Here is a 16,495-nt window from a genome sequence, read left to right as displayed (position 1 = left end):
TTTTAGCTTCCCAAACACCTCTTTTAAATGAAAGGTAAACAGCGGACATGTCCTATGTTACGATCGCTTTATTTGCTATATAATTATTTTTAGATACAAACTTAGGAGAGATCGAAAATGCGTTTATTAGTTGTGGAGGATAATCTTCCTTTATTGGAATCGATTGTTCAGCTTTTATCAGATGAGTTTGAAGTGGATCAAGCATCCAATGGTGAGGATGCCTTATTTTTAGCGATGCAAAACATCCATGATGTGATTGTACTAGATGTCATGATTCCAGAGATTGATGGGTTCGAAGTTTTACGAACGATTCGAAAGGAAGGATTAAAGATTCCTGTCCTATTCCTTACTGCAAGAGATTCCCTCGAAGATCGTGTCAAAGGCTTAGATAGCGGTGGAGATGATTATTTAGTTAAACCATTTCAAGCAGCAGAATTGAAAGCCAGAATCCGTGCCTTGTTAAGAAGAAGCGGCAGCCTAACAACCAATCAAACCATTCAATTTCGCGGCATTGAATTGTTAGGGAAGGAAAGAGATATTGTCGTCGATGGTGAGCAGTTGAAACTCACGGCAAAGCAATATGAGTTATTAGAATATCTGATTCAGAATAAAGGCGCAATCCTAACGAAAGAGCAAATCTATGACCGTGTATGGGGCTTTGATTCGGATACAACAATCGCTATAGTTGAGGTATTCATGCACCACCTCCGTAAAAAATTAGAACCGTCAGGCTATCATATCGATATTAAAACCATTCGTGGCGTAGGCTACATGTTGAACGAAGAATAGGGGCATCTCATGTTTCGGCAAACACTCATAAAGCTGACATTTTTAAATTCATTAGTCTTTATTGTACTTATCAGCGCACTCGGAAGCGTTATTTATTTTTACACGGAGAATAAATTATATAGGGATGTAAACCAATCGCTCTATGAATCGATTGAACATTTTCAAAAGCAGCCGGAGGGACCAGGTGAAATTCGTGAGGACGATGGGGGGCCTATTCCAAGATTTATCAGGAAAGATCCCCGGATATTGACCCTAATCTGGGATCAAAATAATCAGCACTTGTTGGAACAAAACCGTGATTCTGAAATTTTTCAAGATAATGAGAAGCTGATTCGCCCCAAAACATTAAATACCTTAAAGGATGTTGATGTAGAAGATTTTTCGTTTAGGTATATTGCCTTCGAAGTGGATCATCCTCAACTAGGAAAAATCACTGTTCAATTCATCCGTAATGTAAACTCTGAACAAAAATTACTCGAAAGACTATTGTTGATAATGCTGATTGGTATGGGAGTTGGAATCATTTGTGCAGTTGCTTCTGGTTATTTTTTAGCAGGAAAGGCACTTGTACCGATTAAAAAGGCTTGGCAAAAGCAGACAGAATTTGTTTCCGATGCTTCGCATGAGTTAAGAACCCCATTAGCCGTCATCCAAGCAAAAACGGATTTACTATTTCGGTCTCCCGCTGCAACAATACAGGATAAAATTCTTGATATATCAACGATTTCAAATGAATCCAGGCGACTTTCTAAATTAGTCACCAACTTATTGACACTGGCGAGATCGGACTCTGACCAAATTGAAGTGAAAAAGGAAACGTTCCATCTAAATGAACTTTTAAAAGAAATCCATCAACAATACGAAGAAATTGTTATGTATCAAGAAAAATCACTGCGGATAGAAGCAGCTGAACCTGTTACTTTTTTTGGTGATAAAGCCAGAATTCATCAACTAATCGTCATACTATTGGACAATGCGATGAAATATACAATGGAAGGAGGAGAGATCCTGCTTTCGTGCGGACATACTCATTCGTCTATTTTCCTTAAAGTAAAAGATAACGGAATTGGTATTCCTGAAATGGATATCCCTAAAATCTTTGACCGCTTCTATCAAAGCGATAAAGCTAGAACGGCTGCCGAGGGAACAGGATTGGGCCTGTCGATTGCCAAGTGGATTATTGAGAAACATCATGGAAAAACAAAGGTGCAAAGCACCCTTGGTAAAGGGACAACAATTGAAATTACTTTTCCAAAAACCCAAAAATATTGAATTTGTTTTTTTTCTAAACACAAAGCACACGAACGAAGTTGTCGTGTGCTTTTGGCATTCTTATTCAACAATAATTGTCCCTTTAAACATTTGCATCCCGCAGCTAAAGGTATATTCTCCGGACATATCCGGAGTAAAGGTTAGTTTTGTTGTTCCCGTTTTTAGGTTGACATTGTTAATATTAAAATCATGAATCATAAATGTGGATATACAATTACTACTATCCAATGGGTTTTTAATTTCTAGTTCTACTGGTATACCCTTTTTAACTCGAATAACATTAGGTGTGTACCCCTGTGTGGTTACTTCCATCTTTACAATTGGCTTGCTTTCCTTTGTCACATCAACTTCCGTTTTGGGAACCTCCTGACTAGGTGCAGCTTGTTGAGTTGCTGTTTGCGTTGTTTGACTTTGACCTGGAATTTCGACCATATCACTGCTATACATAAATAAAAATAATGATACTATCACAACGCCTCCTGCGATGATCGCAAATGGTGAGAGCTCTTGTGTATCAAGGGATAATTTATTATTCGATTCCACGAAAATATACATGATCACGAATCCGATAATTAAAATATAAAAACCTAACAAGATTCCAAGTAAAATAGTAGGATTTATAAATTGAAGAAAGGCACCGAGAATAGCTCCAATGATCCCGCCCATTAAACCAGAAATTGATCCCATAAGGATGGCTAATATCCCAACGGGGTGTCCAGCTAAGAAACCTAAGACGAAACCAATAATCATACTGACTCCGACTACTAGAAAAATCTCACCGGAAATGATGCCAATGATACTGCCGGTCAGTAACCCTGTGATTACCGCGATGACCATACTAATCATAATCCCAGATGTATTGGCTAGCTTATTTTTATGACGGTAAACAGAATAAATGGAATATCCGGTACCAATGGCAACTACAATTGCCGAAATAATCGCAAAAATATTCATTTTATGTCTCCTCAAATGTGTATGTTTTATTCATTAAATAATTTACAACATATGAGTATTATAAATGGAAATAACCCATTCAAATTTGTATTTTTAGTGATTAATATGAACGTTTTATGAATATTAATGAGGTTAAATTAGGATATGGAATAGTAGGAGATCGATTTTATTCTTTATTTTCTTTATCAAGGGTATTTTTAAAAATTCTTTTCATGGCCTCATTCTGCATCTTAATATATTCAAGTAGAAATTCTTTTTCTTCTTCCTCTTGTTGGAGATCATCCTTTTCTTTTTCCAAGTAAGCCACCCCATTTTTTCTAATTACTAGCATTTTAACTGATTTTTTTAGACGTTTAAAGTAAATTTGAAGGAAAATTGCTGGCTTCAGCAATATATTCCATAAAAAAAATTGACTTTTTTTATAATGAAATATATAATTTTCAAAAATACTATTGAAACTGTGACGGGGATTAGTAAAGTGAAAAGGTCTTACCAAGAGAGGAAACCAATGGTGCGAGGTTTCTTAAGACGGTCATTTGAACCTGCCTCTGAGTTCTGTATCGGATACATATGAAGATACATGCGGATAATGTCCGTTATCATGGAAAGTGTATAAAGCTTTTTGCTTTATGAATTTAGGGTGGTACCGCCAGGCCTTGGTCCCTTTTTTGAGGATCAAGGCCTTTTTGTGTAGAAAAGCGGAAGCGACCGTTACTTATTTAAAAAAATTTAATGAGGTGTCAAACATGGCAAAAGATTTTGTAAAAGATGTAACTGCAATGGACGATGATTTCGCCCAGTGGTATACCGATGTGGTAACAAAAGCTGACTTAATTGATTATTCAAGTGTTCGTGGCTCGATGATTATTCGACCATATGGTTATGCTTTATGGGATAATATAAAAAATGAATTGGATCGCCGTATAAAAGAAACGGGGCATGAAAATGTTTATATGCCTTTGTTTATTCCTGAAAGCTTGCTGCAAAAAGAAAAAGATCATGTTGAAGGTTTTGCACCAGAAGTGGCCTGGGTCACACATGGCGGGTCTGAACCATTAGCAGAACGATTAGTTGTCCGTCCTACATCAGAAGTTCTTTTTTGCGAGCATTATAGTAACATCATCCATTCATACAGAGATCTGCCAAAGCTTTATAACCAATGGGCAAACGTGGTCCGTTGGGAAAAAACAACCCGTCCATTCTTACGGACATTAGAGTTTTTATGGCAGGAAGGTCATACCGCGCATGCAACTGACGAAGAGGCCATGGAAGAAACCATTAAAATGCTAAATGTTTATGCCGCAGTTTGTGAAGAAATCCTTGCGATTCCAGTTGTAAAAGGACAAAAAACGGAAAAGGAAAAGTTTGCAGGTGCAAAGGCTACTTTTACGATAGAAAGCTTAATGCATGATGGAAAAGCATTACAGTCTGGTACATCTCACCACTTCGGCACAGGATTTGCCGAGGCATTTAACATTCAATATACAGACAAAGAAGGAAAGCTCCAATATGTGCATCAAACCTCTTGGGGCTTCACAACAAGAATTATCGGTGCCTTAATCATGGTGCACGGCGATGACCGCGGCCTTGTGATTCCGCCAAAAGCAGCGCCAACTCAAGTGATGATTGTGCCGATTGCTCAGCATAAAGAAGGCGTTCTTGATTTTGCCTACGAGTTAAAAGAGACTTTATCAAGTGTTGTACGTGTAGGGATCGATGCTAGTGATAAAAAGCCAGGCTGGAAGTTCAATGAGTATGAAATGAAAGGTATCCCAGTCCGTCTTGAGGTGGGACCTAAAGATATCGAAAACAAGCAAGTGGTCCTAGTAAGACGCGATACATTAGAGAAAGTGTTTGTTCCACTGGACCAATTAGAAACGAAGCTTGTTGAGTTATTAGATGAAATTCAAACAAATTTATATAATAAAGCACTTACTCATCGTGAAGAAAGAACCACTGTTGCTGTAACACTTGATGAGTTAAAGCAATCACTCGAAGCAAAACCAGGTTTTATCAAGGCCATGTGGTGCGGTGAATTAGCATGTGAGGAAAAAATTAAAGAAGATGCTGGCGCAACATCTAGATGTTTGCCATTCGAGCAAGAAAAAGTATCTGACAAATGTGTATGCTGTGGAAAAGAAGCCAATAAAATGGTTTATTGGGCAAAAGCATACTAAAAAAAGCAAACTTTCGGGCTCTTCCTGGTTGGGAAGGGTCTTTTTTATTATATATTGTGCTGCAACCGTGAAGGAAATTAAATTTATGAGCGAATTTTTCGATTGAATGGGCGAATTTCTCAGTTCAATGAGCGAATTAAACTTTCGGCGTATCAGCGGATTTATTGATTCAATCAGCGAATCGGCTCCTCCATATTTTTTTCTGAAAAAAGGAATGAACAATGATCGTAGCGAATTATTTATATTCAGAAGGAGGGCAAGATTATGAAACCAATACTACTAGACTTTCCAAATCAATTTTACACAGAAAGATTATTAATACGTATGCCTCTGCCCGGAGATGGTAAAGTGGTGTACCAAGCAATGCAGTCTTCGTTAAATGAAATAAAAGAATGGATGCCTTGGGCCCATCACGAGCAAACCGAGGAAGATGTAGAAGTAAATATGCGTGAGGCACATGCTAAGTTTTTAACCCGCGAGGATTTAAGGTTACATATATTTAATCGAGAAACAGGAGAATTCATCGGTTCTTCTGGATTGCACAGGATCAACTGGAATATCCCAAAAGTTGAAATAGGTTACTGGATTGATACGCGCTATAGCGGGAAGGGGTATATAACGGAGGCGGCAGATGCGATAACGAAATTTGCCTTTACTGAACTCAATGCAAAACGGGTTGAAATTCGTTGTGACTCAAAAAATATCAAAAGTCGGGCCATTCCTGAACGATTAGGGTTTACCTTAGAAGGCATTTTTAGAAATGATGAAATGTCTGCAGATGGCCAAGATTTAAGAGATACGTGTGTATATGCAAAAACTAGTAATAGTTGAGATATTTGGCATTAGAAAAGAGTACTGAATTTCAGTACTCTTTTTTATTATGAAAAACCGATCAATTCTTTCACACTTGATATCAAATCTCGAAATTAATCAAGGAAATATCTTTTAAGATAGAATTTAGTAATCGCCAAATATTCGCGGGAATAGGATTTTACCACAGCAATCCATGGTGTTTCTGCGGGGAGTCCTTGCACCTGTAGACCATAATTACGGGCAATTGAGACTGCCCGGTAGAGATGAAAATTATTTGTAACGACAAGACCAATCTTGGCACCTTCGGGAATAAGCTTTTTCGAAAAATTAATATTTTCATATGTATCAGTTGATTGATCTTCTAAGATAATCCGAGTCTCATTAATTCCTTGATTCACAAGTTCTCTCCTGATGGATTCTGCTTCGGAAATATCTTCACCAGGTCCTTTTCCACCAGAAGCAATGACAAGAGTATCTTTGTTTTTCTTTAAATATTTCGCAGCTGTATTTATTCTACTCGCAAACGCCAAGGAAGGGACGGTTCCTTTAACCCTTGCCCCTAGAACAATCAAATAGTCTGCAGTTTTAGGTACTTCTTTATGACTATATTGACTAATTTTAATTTGTAATATGCCAATGTAAATTAAACCTAAGGCCGCAAAAACTCCCAACAACAATAACACTCTTTTCTTATTTTTCATTATTCACAAACCCACGAAAGTCCAAGCGTTCCTACCCCAGTGTGTACACCTGCCACAGGAATCAGCATCATTAATTCGGTTTGGATATCAGGGAATGTTTCGTTGACTAATTGTTCAAGCACGGCAGCTCTCTCGATATCATTAGCATGAACGATAGCAACTTTCCTAACATTCGTTGTTTCCAAGTCTGTTTGTAAATGATTAATCAACCAAGAAATCGCTCTTTTTTCGGTGCGAACCTTATCTTTAATCTTAGCGCCACCGTCTTCAATCGCTAAAATCGGCTTTATATTAAATAATGAAGCTAGTATTGCTTGGCCGCCGGATACTCTGCCACTTTTTTTGAGTTGGTCCAGATTCGAGGGGACTAAATATAAGCGTGTATTGTCGCGTAGTGCATTTAATTCTGCGACAACCTCACCACTCTCACATCCATTTTCCACAAGTTCGATCCCTTTTTTTATTAAAAAAGAAAGAGGGTAGGAACCTGTCAGGGAGTCAATGGGAAACAGTTTAAAATCAGCCATTTCTGCTGCCATTACTGAAGTTTGAAACGTCCCTGATAAGAGACTGGAAGCATGAATGGCTATTCCGTAGTCATAGTCTTCCTTTAACCTTGTATAAAGTTCCACAAAATCACCCAGGGCAGGCTGGGAGGTTTGAAATTTCGAATCCTCATGTTTCATTCGCTCATAAAACTCTTTTTGTGTAATATCTATTGTTTCCTTGTAGGATTCTTGGTTAATTACAATGTTAAGTGGAACTACATGTATATTATTTTGCTCGATAAACTCTTTGCTTAGCGAAGCCGTTGTGTCAGTAATCCATGCAATTTTTGCTGCATTCATGTTAATCCTCTTCCTCCAGTGAAATCTCTTATTTCTATTGATCAAATATTGATCATTACACATGTTAGTTTTATTCCATTTGTTTTTGATAACTAGATTCAACATTACAAGAAGGAATATTAACCAACAAGTTATATTTGTCATGTTAAAATATGAAAACTTTGTGAAGTTTTTAGGTGAGAAACACGAAAAGTACCTAGTTCTAATTATTAAAAATAGTAGTCTGTGATTTAAATCACTTATTTCGTGCGTTAAATATCATATAATCACTATGGAAACAGTGAAATATATAGGGAGTGTTAATATGTTAGATCAAAAAACGATTGAAATAATCAAATCAACTGTACCTGTTTTAGAAAAACATGGGGAAAAAATTACAACTCGATTTTACCAATTGATGTTTGGCAACCATCCTGAATTATTAAATATATTTAATCATGCTAATCAAAAACAAGGCAGACAGCAAAAAGCATTGGCAGGAACGGTATATGCCGCAGCCATGTATATCGATAATCTGGAAGCTATTCTTCCAGTAGTGAAGCAAATTGCACAAAAACATAGAAGCCTTGGCATCTTGCCTGAACATTACCCGATTGTCGGCAAACATCTACTGCTAGCGATTAAGGATGTATTAGGTGATGCAGCAACAGACGAGATTATTGAGGCATGGGCCCAAGCGTATAATGTAATTGCAGATGTTTTTATCAGTGTAGAAGCAGAATTATATGATGAAACTGAAAATCAACATGGTGGTTGGAAGGGTTTTCGCAACTTTATTGTTGACCGTAAAGTAGTTGAGAGTGAAGTGATCACCTCGTTTTACTTAAAACCAGAAGACAACAAAGGAATTGCCGTTTTTACCCCTGGTCAGTATATTAGTATCAAGCTAGAAATGGCTGGTGAAAAGTTCACACATATTCGTCAATACAGCCTTTCAGATGCTCCAGGAAAAGACTATTACCGAATCAGTGTTAAACGCGAAGCGGGAACTGCAAACCCAGACGGCATGGTATCTAATTACTTACACAATGGAGTGAGCCAAGGAGATATTTTAAAAGTAAGTGCTCCAGCGGGGGATTTTGTTCTTGATACTGAGAAAAATACTCCTGTTGTGTTACTAAGTGGCGGCGTTGGTTTAACACCAATGATGAGTATGTTAAAAACAGTCGTTGAAGTCCAGCCAGAACGTAAGGTAACATTTGTCCATGCAGCTGCGAATGGGAATGTACATGCACTAAGAGACGAAGTAGAAGAGGTATCAAAGCTTGAAAACGTACATTCCTATTTCTTTTACGATTCACCAACAGAAGAGGATCGCAAGAATAATCGCTTTGATGTTGAAGGCTATGTAACCCGTGAGTGGCTGAAAGAAAATATCACAACTAAGGACGCCGATTTTTATTTCTGTGGACCTGTTCCATTTATGAAAGCTATTAATCGTTCATTAAAAGAATTAGGGGTAAATCAAGAAAGAATTCACTTTGAATTTTTTGGTCCTATGGGGAATTTAGAAGAATAACAGAGAAACAAGCCGATTTCTAATAGAAGTCGGCTTTATTTTTGTAGTGAACTTACGTACAGCCTTTCAAAAAATATAAATTTGAAATCTATAAGTCGATAACTATATTAGAGAAGTTTGGTTAAAATACCAATAAGAATGAATGCCATTTCAATGCCAAATATCCCTTTTAGGAAAGGAGCTAACATTATTGCATTTTTTAACGACGATCATGAACGAGTACGGGTATGTTGTTCTTTTTCTTTCCATTACTCTAGGTATTTTTGCACTTCCGATTCCAATGGAAGCAATGTTGGCATATGCTGGATTTTTATCCTTTCTTGGAAAGCTTAATTGGTTTGGAAGTATACTCGCTTCTGCAGCTGGTTGTACACTAGGAATGTTGCTTTCCTATTGGGTAGGCTGTAAGCTTGGTATTCATTTTTTTGAAAAGCATGGGAAGCGGCTACATTTAGAGCCAGATCGTTTGAATTCAATTTCAAACTGGTTAAGAAAATATGGCAATAAAGTATTAATCATTGCCTTGTTTATTCCAGTATTTAGGCATTTTATCGGTTATTTTTCAGGGATCACACATTTACCAATTAGAGTTTATACCTTGTATACAGGGCTTGGGTCAGCGATTTGGGTTTCTAGTTTTATCTCTTTAGGAAAAATACTTGGTCCTCAATGGGAAGTTTTTTTTGAGCTTATCAGGAAATATTTAAGTTTAACTAGCGTAGTTATTGTCATTTTAATTGTAATTATTTATGGGATTAGGAAATTAAGGAATGTAGTTATAGAAACAGGAACCAAATAGGAGAACAAATTAAGATCAAAGGAGTCCTCTCAACGGTTCCTTTGATTTTTATTTAGAGAAAATAGTTGTAGAAGTTAACAATTTTCGAACTTTATGTATTTTATACGATATATGGTCCTTGAAAGTTTGATTCATATCTCAACTATGATTAAATTAAATAGAGAAATGGCCAGAAAGGATGTTATTTAATGAATAAAAATGTCATTCGTTCGATCACGGGCATAGCTGTATTATTTTGCCTCCTCTGGCTGATCGGGCTTGGCTGGGCGGTAGGGGAATTTTATGCTGGAAAACCAGAAAAGGTTCCAGAAGCAAAAACCGTTTCCAAGGTGGAGAATAAAAAGGGGTTAACCATCGTGGCGTTAGGTGATTCGTTAACTCGAGGAACAGGCGATGAAACAGGAAAAGGATATGTGGGTGTCTTGATTGATGAAATCAAGGGAAAAACAAAGCGTCCGGTACAGTTGACCAATCTTGGAATCAATGGACAAAGATCTGAATCTCTTAGGAAGCAAGTACAGGAAACAGAAGTAGGGCGCCAAATTCAAAAAGCTGATATTGTCCTAGTGACGATTGGCGGAAACGACTTGTTTCGCGGGGGGCAAGGCTTAAGCGATTTTGAAACTAAAGATATTGCAGCGATTGAGAAGAAATACCTGGATAATTTGAAGTTTGTTTTTGAGCAAATACGTAAAAACAATACGAATGCCAATGTGTTTTTCATTGGTTTGTATAATCCATTTATTGAATTAGAGCAGGGAAAAGAGATGTCGAAAGTGGTCCGCCACTGGAATTACGATAGTGCAGAAGTCAGTGCCTCTTTTCCAAAAATCGTGTTTGTACCAACCTTCGACTTGTTTGAGTTAAAGGTGAATGACTACTTATATTCCGACAAGTTTCATCCAAACTCAAAAGGGTATCGTTTAATTGCCGAACGGGTAGCCTCATTGCTTACCTGGTAAGGAGAGGAATTCGATGGAGAAAAAAATTACACTATCTGTAAAAAATCTTAAAAAAGTAATTGGCAAAAAGGAAATTATCAAGGGATTGACTTTCGATTTACGGGAAGGAGAGGTATTTGGTTTCCTAGGCCCAAATGGAGCAGGGAAAACAACGACGATCCGCATGCTTGTTGGATTAATCAAACCCACATCCGGCAGCATTCACATTTGTGGCGCGAATATAGAAGAGAATTTTCAAGAAGCAATGACCAATCTTGGTTGTATTGTCGAGAATCCGGAATTGTATCCCTATCTTTCCGGGTATAATAACCTTCTTCATTTTGCCAGAATGCTCGAAGGAATCGGAGAACAACGAATTAAAGAGGTTACTGAACTTGTTGGTTTAACAGAAAGAATTCATGATAAGGTAAAAACCTATTCCTTAGGGATGAGACAACGTCTTGGGATTGCTCAAGCCTTATTAGGGAGACCAAAAGTGCTGATTCTTGATGAGCCAACCAATGGATTGGATCCGGCAGGAATCCGTGAAATGAGACAATTTATCAGATTTCTTGCAGAGGATGAAGGCTTAAGCGTCTTAGTTTCCAGTCATTTGCTAAGCGAAATTGAACTTTTGTGTGACCGTGTCGCGATTATTTCAAAAGGGACGATTATACGAACGGATACTGTCCATCATCTGCTGGCAAATCGCGAGAGAGTCGTTTGGCAGGTTCATCCGCTTGAGAAGGGTAAGGAAGTATTAAGTTCGTTAACCAAAATTGATGTAACAGAAGATGGTACCATACTGACAGAATTTAATGAACAAAAGATACCTCTATGGAATAAGCAGTTGGTCGAAGCAGGAATTGCTGTGACTGAAATGAATCGAAAAATGCCAGTCCTGGAAGATTTATTCCTCGAACTTACGGGGGGTGACACGATTGAATAAATTGATTCAAAATGAAATGATGAAACTGATTGCCAAGAAGCGGCTTATTGTTATTGCCATCATTATTGGCGTCCTTGTCATGTTATTTACATATGCACAATATAAACAAGTTCAAACACAACGAGAAAAATTGGGAACCAGTGACTGGCGAACAATTTTACAACAGCAAATTGTTGATACGACCAATCGTTTGAGCAGTAGTCGGATTACTGATGAATGGAAGAAACAGCTGCAAATATCCCTGCAGCAGCAACAATATTATCTGGATCATGATATTAATCCTTCTGAGCCTGGTGCACCAACGTTTATGAGAATTTTCTTAGAAAACTCGATTGATCTCTTTATTCCATTAATGGTCATGGTCATTGCCAGTGATTTGGTTTCATCCGAGCACAGTTTAGGATCGATTAAACTGCTTTTGACGAGGCCGGTCAAACGATGGAAGGTACTCTTGAGTAAATATTTGACGCTTTGCTTAGCTATTTCTTTAATCATTGCGATCGCAGGAATCCTTTCTTATTTGATTTCTGGTTTGGTGTTTGGGTACAAAGGCTGGGGAGCACCCATTTTAACAGGATTTAATGTGACCGAAACAGGCTTAAATACTTCAGAAGTCAAACTTATGGGGCAATGGAAATTTTTATTAATGGACTTTGGACTGGTCTGGTTTGTCTCAATTGTCGTCGGTACCTTATCCTTTATGCTGTCGGTTTTGATTCGTAGTACGGCTGCCGGCATGGGTGTCATGCTTGCCTCTTTAATCTCAGGAGCTATATTAACGAACATGGTATCCTCCTGGGAATCTGCCAAGTACTTTTTTATGGTTAATTTACGGTTAACCGATTATATGAAAGGAACAGCACCTCCAATTGAAGGCATGGATCTTTCATTTTCCATCCAAATCCTCTTTGTGTGGTGGGCAGTTGCCTTATTCGTTTCATTTTTTGTTTTTACTAGAAGAGATGTTTATTAAGAAAAGCTCCAGCCCCTAAGTGCCGGAGCTAGAAAAAAAGGCTATTTCCGTATCATCGGGAATAGTCTTTTTATTTATACCAAATAACGAAAGTTCAAACTTGAAAGAATATTATAAAATTAATAGAATATGAGTGAGGATAACTGACAAAAGGAGGTATGTCTATGTCATTTGCAATAAAAAAGATCGATCATATTCAACTTACTGGCCCAAAGGGCTGTGAAGAAACCGCGAGGGAGTTTTTCAATGGAATTCTGGGATTAAATGAAGTAGAAAAGCCAGCAGAATTAAAGAAACGCGGCGGGGTTTGGTTTGAATTCGGGACCTTTCAACTTCACATTGGGGTAGAGGAACCATTTTCGCCAGCAAAAAAAGCACATCCTGCATTAGTGGTAGAAAATATCGAGGAATTAAAAGGTCATCTACGTGAAAAGGGAGTTTTATATACAGAGGACGATCTACTTCCAGGAGCGAGCAGAATTCATGTACATGATCCGTTTGGCAATCGACTTGAATTATTAGAATGGCTCTAGAAATTACGTTGAGATATAAATACAGCCCCACTCCAGAATTTGGATTGGGGCTGAATGCCTTAAATTGGGGGATTGAAGGCATAATTTCTTAGGGATGATTCTATTCAATTTCCAGCAGGGGGAGAAATAGAGCAAACACTCTTCTTATATTGTGAATTATTTCACATACACTCTCTGTTTTTAGAATACGATAATACAAATAAAATCTCAAGTGTTTTATAACTAAATATTTGTCAAAATGGTAAATTTTTTTTGACCAATTGGGAATGATAATTCCGTACCGTTAAAAAAAGGTTTATTTTACTAATTATATGAATCGGAAGGAGATCATTATGAAGTTTAAAATGATACTTTTATCATTAGGATTATTATTGTCTGTGCCTGGAATGGCTGGAGCAAACCAAACGGTGCCTGACACCAATAATGGGGGGCAAAGGGAAAAAGCACCTTGTGATTGTAAAGAGGGCAGAGAGCATCATATGATGCATAAAGATTGGCAAGCAAAGATGGCAGAAAGAGAGAAAATGATTCTTTCATGGGTAGACCAGTATACTCCGGATAAAAAAGGCGAGTGGACAACAGTCCTTGCGGAAAAGAAAACACTAAGTAACCAATGGATGAGTCCTGAAAATGCTGGAAAACGTGAGCAATGGAAAAAAGAAAAAATGGCGAAAATAGAAGAACTAAAAAAACAATTTGATGCAGGTAAGTTAACAAAAGAGGAATTTATAAAACAGGCACATGGCGGAAAAGAAATGTCACATTGGAGGACATTCCATGAATTAAGGAATGCCATTGAAAAGAAAGACAACAAACAGGCCGTGTTACTTCTAAATCAACTGTTAGATCAAACAAAACAGCATAATCAAAAAATCAAAGAATTACTGAAAAAGTAATAAGCTTCTGTCGAAAAACTAATTCAAAGGGATTAGTTTTTTCTTTGATTAAACAGTTCAATCTTCAATTATTCAACCTCTTCATGATGACAAGATGTCAATAATTACTGCTGTTAAAATAACTTATTAAAGGGAATATTTAAGAATGATTAATTCCGAGGAGGTTTGAAATGAGAAGGAAAAATTTAATGATGACCACCGTTGCACTAGGTGCTGCATATTTACTTCGTAATCCAAAATCCAGGCAAAAATTAATGAATCAATTTCAAGCATTTACTAAAAAATAAATCCAAAAAAACATCCTCCTCAATCAGTTGATGGGGATGTCTTTTGGATGTTTTTAATGATGCAAGAAAATACCTATGATTGACGACAATAAGTTATAAAACTTATTTTTTTAAACTAATTGTTTCTTGTTTAGTCTCTTTGATTTCCTCTTTTATCTCTTCCTTTATATCGTCAGCAATTCCATCAGTTGCTCTTTTAAATTCGCGAATTGATCTGCCGAAAGCACGGCCAATTTCAGGCAGCTTGTTTGGACCGAAGACAACTAAGGCTACGATTAAAATCAAAATTAACCCTGGTACACCAATATTAGAAAACATATTTTCATCTCCTAGTGATGAATGCTAGTTAAACCAGTCTCTATTATACCTTTTTATCATCAATTATTCAAAATCTAAATGGAATCGTAAAAAAAAAAACGGTGGACTCGCCACCAGCTTTTAATAGTCCTATCGGATTAAATCAGATTGAATGTAATGATACAGTAGTTTGGACGTGTTATCAATGGAAGATTCGTGTGTACGCTCGAATGCATGTGATGAATCGATGCCAGGTCCGATTAGACCATGGACAATATCATGACCAGAGCGGATCGCTGCTGAGGCATCTGAGCCATAAAAAGGATAGATATCTAATTTGTATTGGATATTGTTTTCTTCTGCTAGTCGAACTAAGTTTTTTCTCAACTCATAATGATAGGGTCCACTTGCATCCTTCACACAGATCGAAACAGTATACTCATCTGTCGATTGTCCGTCGCCCATTGCTCCCATATCGACCGCTAAATATTCCACCGTTTCAGGGGTGATATTTGAGTTTCCACCGTATCCGATTTCCTCATTATTAGAAATTAGGAAATGGGTTGTATAGGGTAAGATAATATTTTCAGTCTTAATTTTCTTTATTAATTGCAGAAGAATGGCCACACTTGCTTTATCGTCCAAATGGCGGGATTTAATGTATCCGCTTGGTGTTACTTCTACACGTGGGTCAAAGGAAACAAAATCACCGACCTCAATTCCCAATGCACGAACTTCCTCAGCAGTATGTACTTTCTCATCAATTCTAATTTCGATATTTTCCTGGTTTCGCTCAGCTTTCCCAGCATCTTTATAAACATGGACTGATGTTTGGTGCATCAAAATGGTTCCAGAATATTTTTTGCTGCTGCTGGTTTCGATTTGGCAATATTCTCCTTCAATCGAGTTATATTTAAATCCGCCAATCAAGTCAATTTTCAATCGACCATTTGACTTTACTTCCTTTACCATCGCACCAAGAGTATCCACATGGGCCGTCAACATCCGATGTTTACTTGAGTCTTTTCCCTCAATTGTGGCGATTAAACCGCCTTTACGGTTTCTATAGGATTTGATTTGTAAGTCAGCAAGGTAATTTTCAACAAAGGTAATCACTTCATTTGTGTTTCCTGATGGGCTTGGAATGGATACCAAGTCAGTAATTAATTTTAACGTTTCTTGTGGATTTATAGTAGACAAAGCAAATACCCCTTTCTGTTTTCTTTCACTAATATTATACATAATTACGAAAATGATGTGTTTAGATACGATTATTATCAACTTTTCCTTGGGTGATGCATAGGTTAACAAGTATTAAATTTTTTTAAATAGGAATAAAAAATGACGGTATGGGCATGAATGGAACTATTCTAACTATTTAAAAAACTAATTGAATATATACCAATGGGAGGAGAAAAAGTTGACCAGAGCCGAATTATACCACTCTAAGCCGAAGCAATCATCCTTTAAGGGTCTATTTTTTTTCATTTTAGCTTGTATTGTATTAACCGCCGGTTTTTTTGTTTTTCGTTATTTCTATCAAAACACAATTCGAATTGAAGCACCAATTGAAAATCCGGGACCAAAGGTGGTTATCCATCTTCCAAACGGACAAAAGGTCTATACGTATGAGAAGCTAATTTTTGAAAAGGATGGGAAAACCTATTATAAGGGTGAGCGCAACACGATTGATTTAACAGGGGGAACCGTTGACTTTGAAGAGTGGAAATAAGTAGAAGTCAAGAAA

General features: G+C 37.2%; 18 protein-coding genes and 1 other annotated feature. Of the genes, 12 read left to right on the top strand and 6 right to left on the bottom strand.

Annotated elements, in window-relative coordinates; genetic code table 11:
- Positions 1-117: 117 nt before the first annotated feature.
- Together QF028_RS15945 and QF028_RS15940 are read left to right on the top strand one after the other, a co-directional pair.
- Complete coding sequence (locus QF028_RS15945) at positions 118-789, top strand: response regulator transcription factor (RefSeq protein WP_215003277.1); 672 nt, start codon at positions 118-120, stop codon at positions 787-789.
- A gap of 9 nt (positions 790-798) precedes the next feature.
- A complete protein-coding gene (locus QF028_RS15940; RefSeq protein WP_429466834.1) occupies positions 799-2,061 on the top strand; it encodes a sensor histidine kinase in 1,263 nt (420 codons plus the stop codon).
- A gap of 60 nt (positions 2,062-2,121) precedes the next feature.
- On the opposite strand, the gene QF028_RS15935 is transcribed toward QF028_RS15940, so the two are convergent.
- Together QF028_RS15935 and QF028_RS15930 are read right to left on the bottom strand one after the other, a co-directional pair.
- Entirely contained in the window at positions 2,122-3,015 is an 894-nt protein-coding gene (locus tag QF028_RS15935; protein WP_429466832.1) for a cupredoxin domain-containing protein, read from the bottom strand.
- A gap of 166 nt (positions 3,016-3,181) precedes the next feature.
- Positions 3,182-3,313, bottom strand: coding sequence for a hypothetical protein (locus QF028_RS15930; protein ID WP_282599713.1), 132 nt, complete (start codon positions 3,311-3,313; stop codon positions 3,182-3,184).
- 153 nt (positions 3,314-3,466) lie between these two features.
- Positions 3,467-3,683 (top strand) — a binding site (T-box leader).
- 78 nt (positions 3,684-3,761) lie between these two features.
- Here QF028_RS15930 and proS point away from each other — a divergent pair.
- Both proS and QF028_RS15920 read left to right on the top strand, forming a co-directional pair.
- Positions 3,762-5,192, top strand: a complete 1,431-nt coding sequence (gene proS / locus QF028_RS15925; protein WP_215003271.1) for a proline--tRNA ligase — start codon at positions 3,762-3,764, stop codon at positions 5,190-5,192.
- A 264-nt stretch (positions 5,193-5,456) separates the two neighbouring features.
- Positions 5,457-6,023 (top strand): GNAT family N-acetyltransferase, encoded by a 567-nt coding sequence (locus tag QF028_RS15920; protein ID WP_215003269.1) that lies wholly within the window; start codon positions 5,457-5,459, stop codon positions 6,021-6,023.
- 95 nt (positions 6,024-6,118) lie between these two features.
- Here QF028_RS15920 and QF028_RS15915 read toward each other — a convergent pair whose 3' ends face one another.
- On the bottom strand, positions 6,119-6,706 hold the full coding sequence (locus QF028_RS15915; protein ID WP_429466829.1) for a YdcF family protein: 588 nt from the start codon (positions 6,704-6,706) through the stop codon (positions 6,119-6,121).
- A complete protein-coding gene (locus QF028_RS15910; RefSeq protein ID WP_429466827.1) occupies positions 6,706-7,554 on the bottom strand; it encodes a DegV family protein in 849 nt (282 codons plus the stop codon). Before QF028_RS15910 ends, QF028_RS15915 begins: the two co-directional genes overlap by 1 nt.
- A 304-nt stretch (positions 7,555-7,858) precedes the next feature.
- Here QF028_RS15910 and hmpA point away from each other — a divergent pair, with 304 nt between their 5' ends.
- From hmpA to QF028_RS15875, 7 genes are all read left to right on the top strand, one after another.
- Complete coding sequence (gene hmpA / locus QF028_RS15905) at positions 7,859-9,073, top strand: NO-inducible flavohemoprotein (RefSeq protein WP_429466825.1); 1,215 nt, start codon at positions 7,859-7,861, stop codon at positions 9,071-9,073.
- A gap of 190 nt (positions 9,074-9,263) precedes the next feature.
- Positions 9,264-9,872 carry a DedA family protein gene (locus tag QF028_RS15900; RefSeq protein WP_410883188.1) on the top strand — a complete coding sequence of 203 codons (609 nt, stop codon included), beginning with the start codon at positions 9,264-9,266 and terminating at the stop codon, positions 9,870-9,872.
- 188 nt (positions 9,873-10,060) lie between these two features.
- On the top strand, positions 10,061-10,834 hold the full coding sequence (locus QF028_RS15895; protein WP_429466823.1) for an SGNH/GDSL hydrolase family protein: 774 nt from the start codon (positions 10,061-10,063) through the stop codon (positions 10,832-10,834).
- A 13-nt stretch (positions 10,835-10,847) separates the two neighbouring features.
- The gene (locus QF028_RS15890) at positions 10,848-11,762 is read left to right on the top strand and encodes an ABC transporter ATP-binding protein (protein ID WP_429466821.1); all 915 of its coding nucleotides are present in this window, start codon (positions 10,848-10,850) and stop codon (positions 11,760-11,762) included.
- Positions 11,755-12,735, top strand: coding sequence for an ABC transporter permease (locus tag QF028_RS15885; RefSeq protein WP_088086820.1), 981 nt, complete (start codon positions 11,755-11,757; stop codon positions 12,733-12,735). The genes QF028_RS15890 and QF028_RS15885 overlap by 8 nt, the downstream gene beginning before the upstream one ends.
- 164 nt (positions 12,736-12,899) lie before the next feature.
- Positions 12,900-13,268, top strand: a complete 369-nt coding sequence (locus QF028_RS15880; protein ID WP_429466818.1) for a glyoxalase — start codon at positions 12,900-12,902, stop codon at positions 13,266-13,268.
- Between the two features lie 332 nt (positions 13,269-13,600).
- Positions 13,601-14,164, top strand: coding sequence for a hypothetical protein (locus QF028_RS15875; RefSeq protein ID WP_429466816.1), 564 nt, complete (start codon positions 13,601-13,603; stop codon positions 14,162-14,164).
- A gap of 389 nt (positions 14,165-14,553) precedes the next feature.
- On the opposite strand, the gene QF028_RS15870 is transcribed toward QF028_RS15875, so the two are convergent.
- Both QF028_RS15870 and QF028_RS15865 read right to left on the bottom strand, forming a co-directional pair.
- Positions 14,554-14,769 carry a twin-arginine translocase TatA/TatE family subunit gene (locus QF028_RS15870; RefSeq protein WP_215012873.1) on the bottom strand — a complete coding sequence of 72 codons (216 nt, stop codon included), beginning with the start codon at positions 14,767-14,769 and terminating at the stop codon, positions 14,554-14,556.
- A gap of 129 nt (positions 14,770-14,898) precedes the next feature.
- The gene (locus tag QF028_RS15865; protein ID WP_429472375.1) at positions 14,899-15,990 is read right to left on the bottom strand and encodes a M42 family metallopeptidase; all 1,092 of its coding nucleotides are present in this window, start codon (positions 15,988-15,990) and stop codon (positions 14,899-14,901) included.
- Between the two features lie 178 nt (positions 15,991-16,168).
- Between QF028_RS15865 and QF028_RS15860 the strand changes: the two genes are divergently transcribed.
- Positions 16,169-16,480: a hypothetical protein gene (locus tag QF028_RS15860; protein ID WP_429466814.1), complete on the top strand. Its 312-nt coding sequence runs from the start codon at positions 16,169-16,171 to the stop codon at positions 16,478-16,480.
- The last annotated feature ends 15 nt before the right edge of the window (positions 16,481-16,495 follow it).

Origin of the sequence: Neobacillus sp. B4I6 (assembly GCF_050434045.1) — a bacterium.
In the GTDB taxonomy this organism is placed as follows: domain Bacteria; phylum Bacillota; class Bacilli; order Bacillales; family Cytobacillaceae; genus Neobacillus.
This window is presented reverse-complemented; position numbering and strand designations above follow the sequence as displayed.

Bases quoted from the DNA above. Each gene is read 5' to 3' on its own strand.
- QF028_RS15945 (WP_215003277.1), top strand. From the start codon at position 118: ATGCGTTTATTAGTTGTGGAGGATAATCTTCCTTTATTGGAATCGATT.
- QF028_RS15940 (WP_429466834.1), top strand. From the start codon at position 799: ATGTTTCGGCAAACACTCATAAAGCTGACATTTTTAAATTCATTAGTC.
- QF028_RS15935 (WP_429466832.1), bottom strand. From the start codon at position 3,015: ATGAATATTTTTGCGATTATTTCGGCAATTGTAGTTGCCATTGGTACC.
- proS (WP_215003271.1), top strand. From the start codon at position 3,762: ATGGCAAAAGATTTTGTAAAAGATGTAACTGCAATGGACGATGATTTC.
- QF028_RS15920 (WP_215003269.1), top strand. From the start codon at position 5,457: ATGAAACCAATACTACTAGACTTTCCAAATCAATTTTACACAGAAAGA.
- QF028_RS15915 (WP_429466829.1), bottom strand. From the start codon at position 6,706: ATGAAAAATAAGAAAAGAGTGTTATTGTTGTTGGGAGTTTTTGCGGCC.
- QF028_RS15910 (WP_429466827.1), bottom strand. From the start codon at position 7,554: ATGAATGCAGCAAAAATTGCATGGATTACTGACACAACGGCTTCGCTA.
- hmpA (WP_429466825.1), top strand. From the start codon at position 7,859: ATGTTAGATCAAAAAACGATTGAAATAATCAAATCAACTGTACCTGTT.
- QF028_RS15895 (WP_429466823.1), top strand. From the start codon at position 10,061: ATGAATAAAAATGTCATTCGTTCGATCACGGGCATAGCTGTATTATTT.
- QF028_RS15890 (WP_429466821.1), top strand. From the start codon at position 10,848: ATGGAGAAAAAAATTACACTATCTGTAAAAAATCTTAAAAAAGTAATT.
- QF028_RS15880 (WP_429466818.1), top strand. From the start codon at position 12,900: ATGTCATTTGCAATAAAAAAGATCGATCATATTCAACTTACTGGCCCA.
- QF028_RS15875 (WP_429466816.1), top strand. From the start codon at position 13,601: ATGAAGTTTAAAATGATACTTTTATCATTAGGATTATTATTGTCTGTG.
- QF028_RS15870 (WP_215012873.1), bottom strand. From the start codon at position 14,769: ATGTTTTCTAATATTGGTGTACCAGGGTTAATTTTGATTTTAATCGTA.
- QF028_RS15865 (WP_429472375.1), bottom strand. From the start codon at position 15,990: ATGTATAATATTAGTGAAAGAAAACAGAAAGGGGTATTTGCTTTGTCT.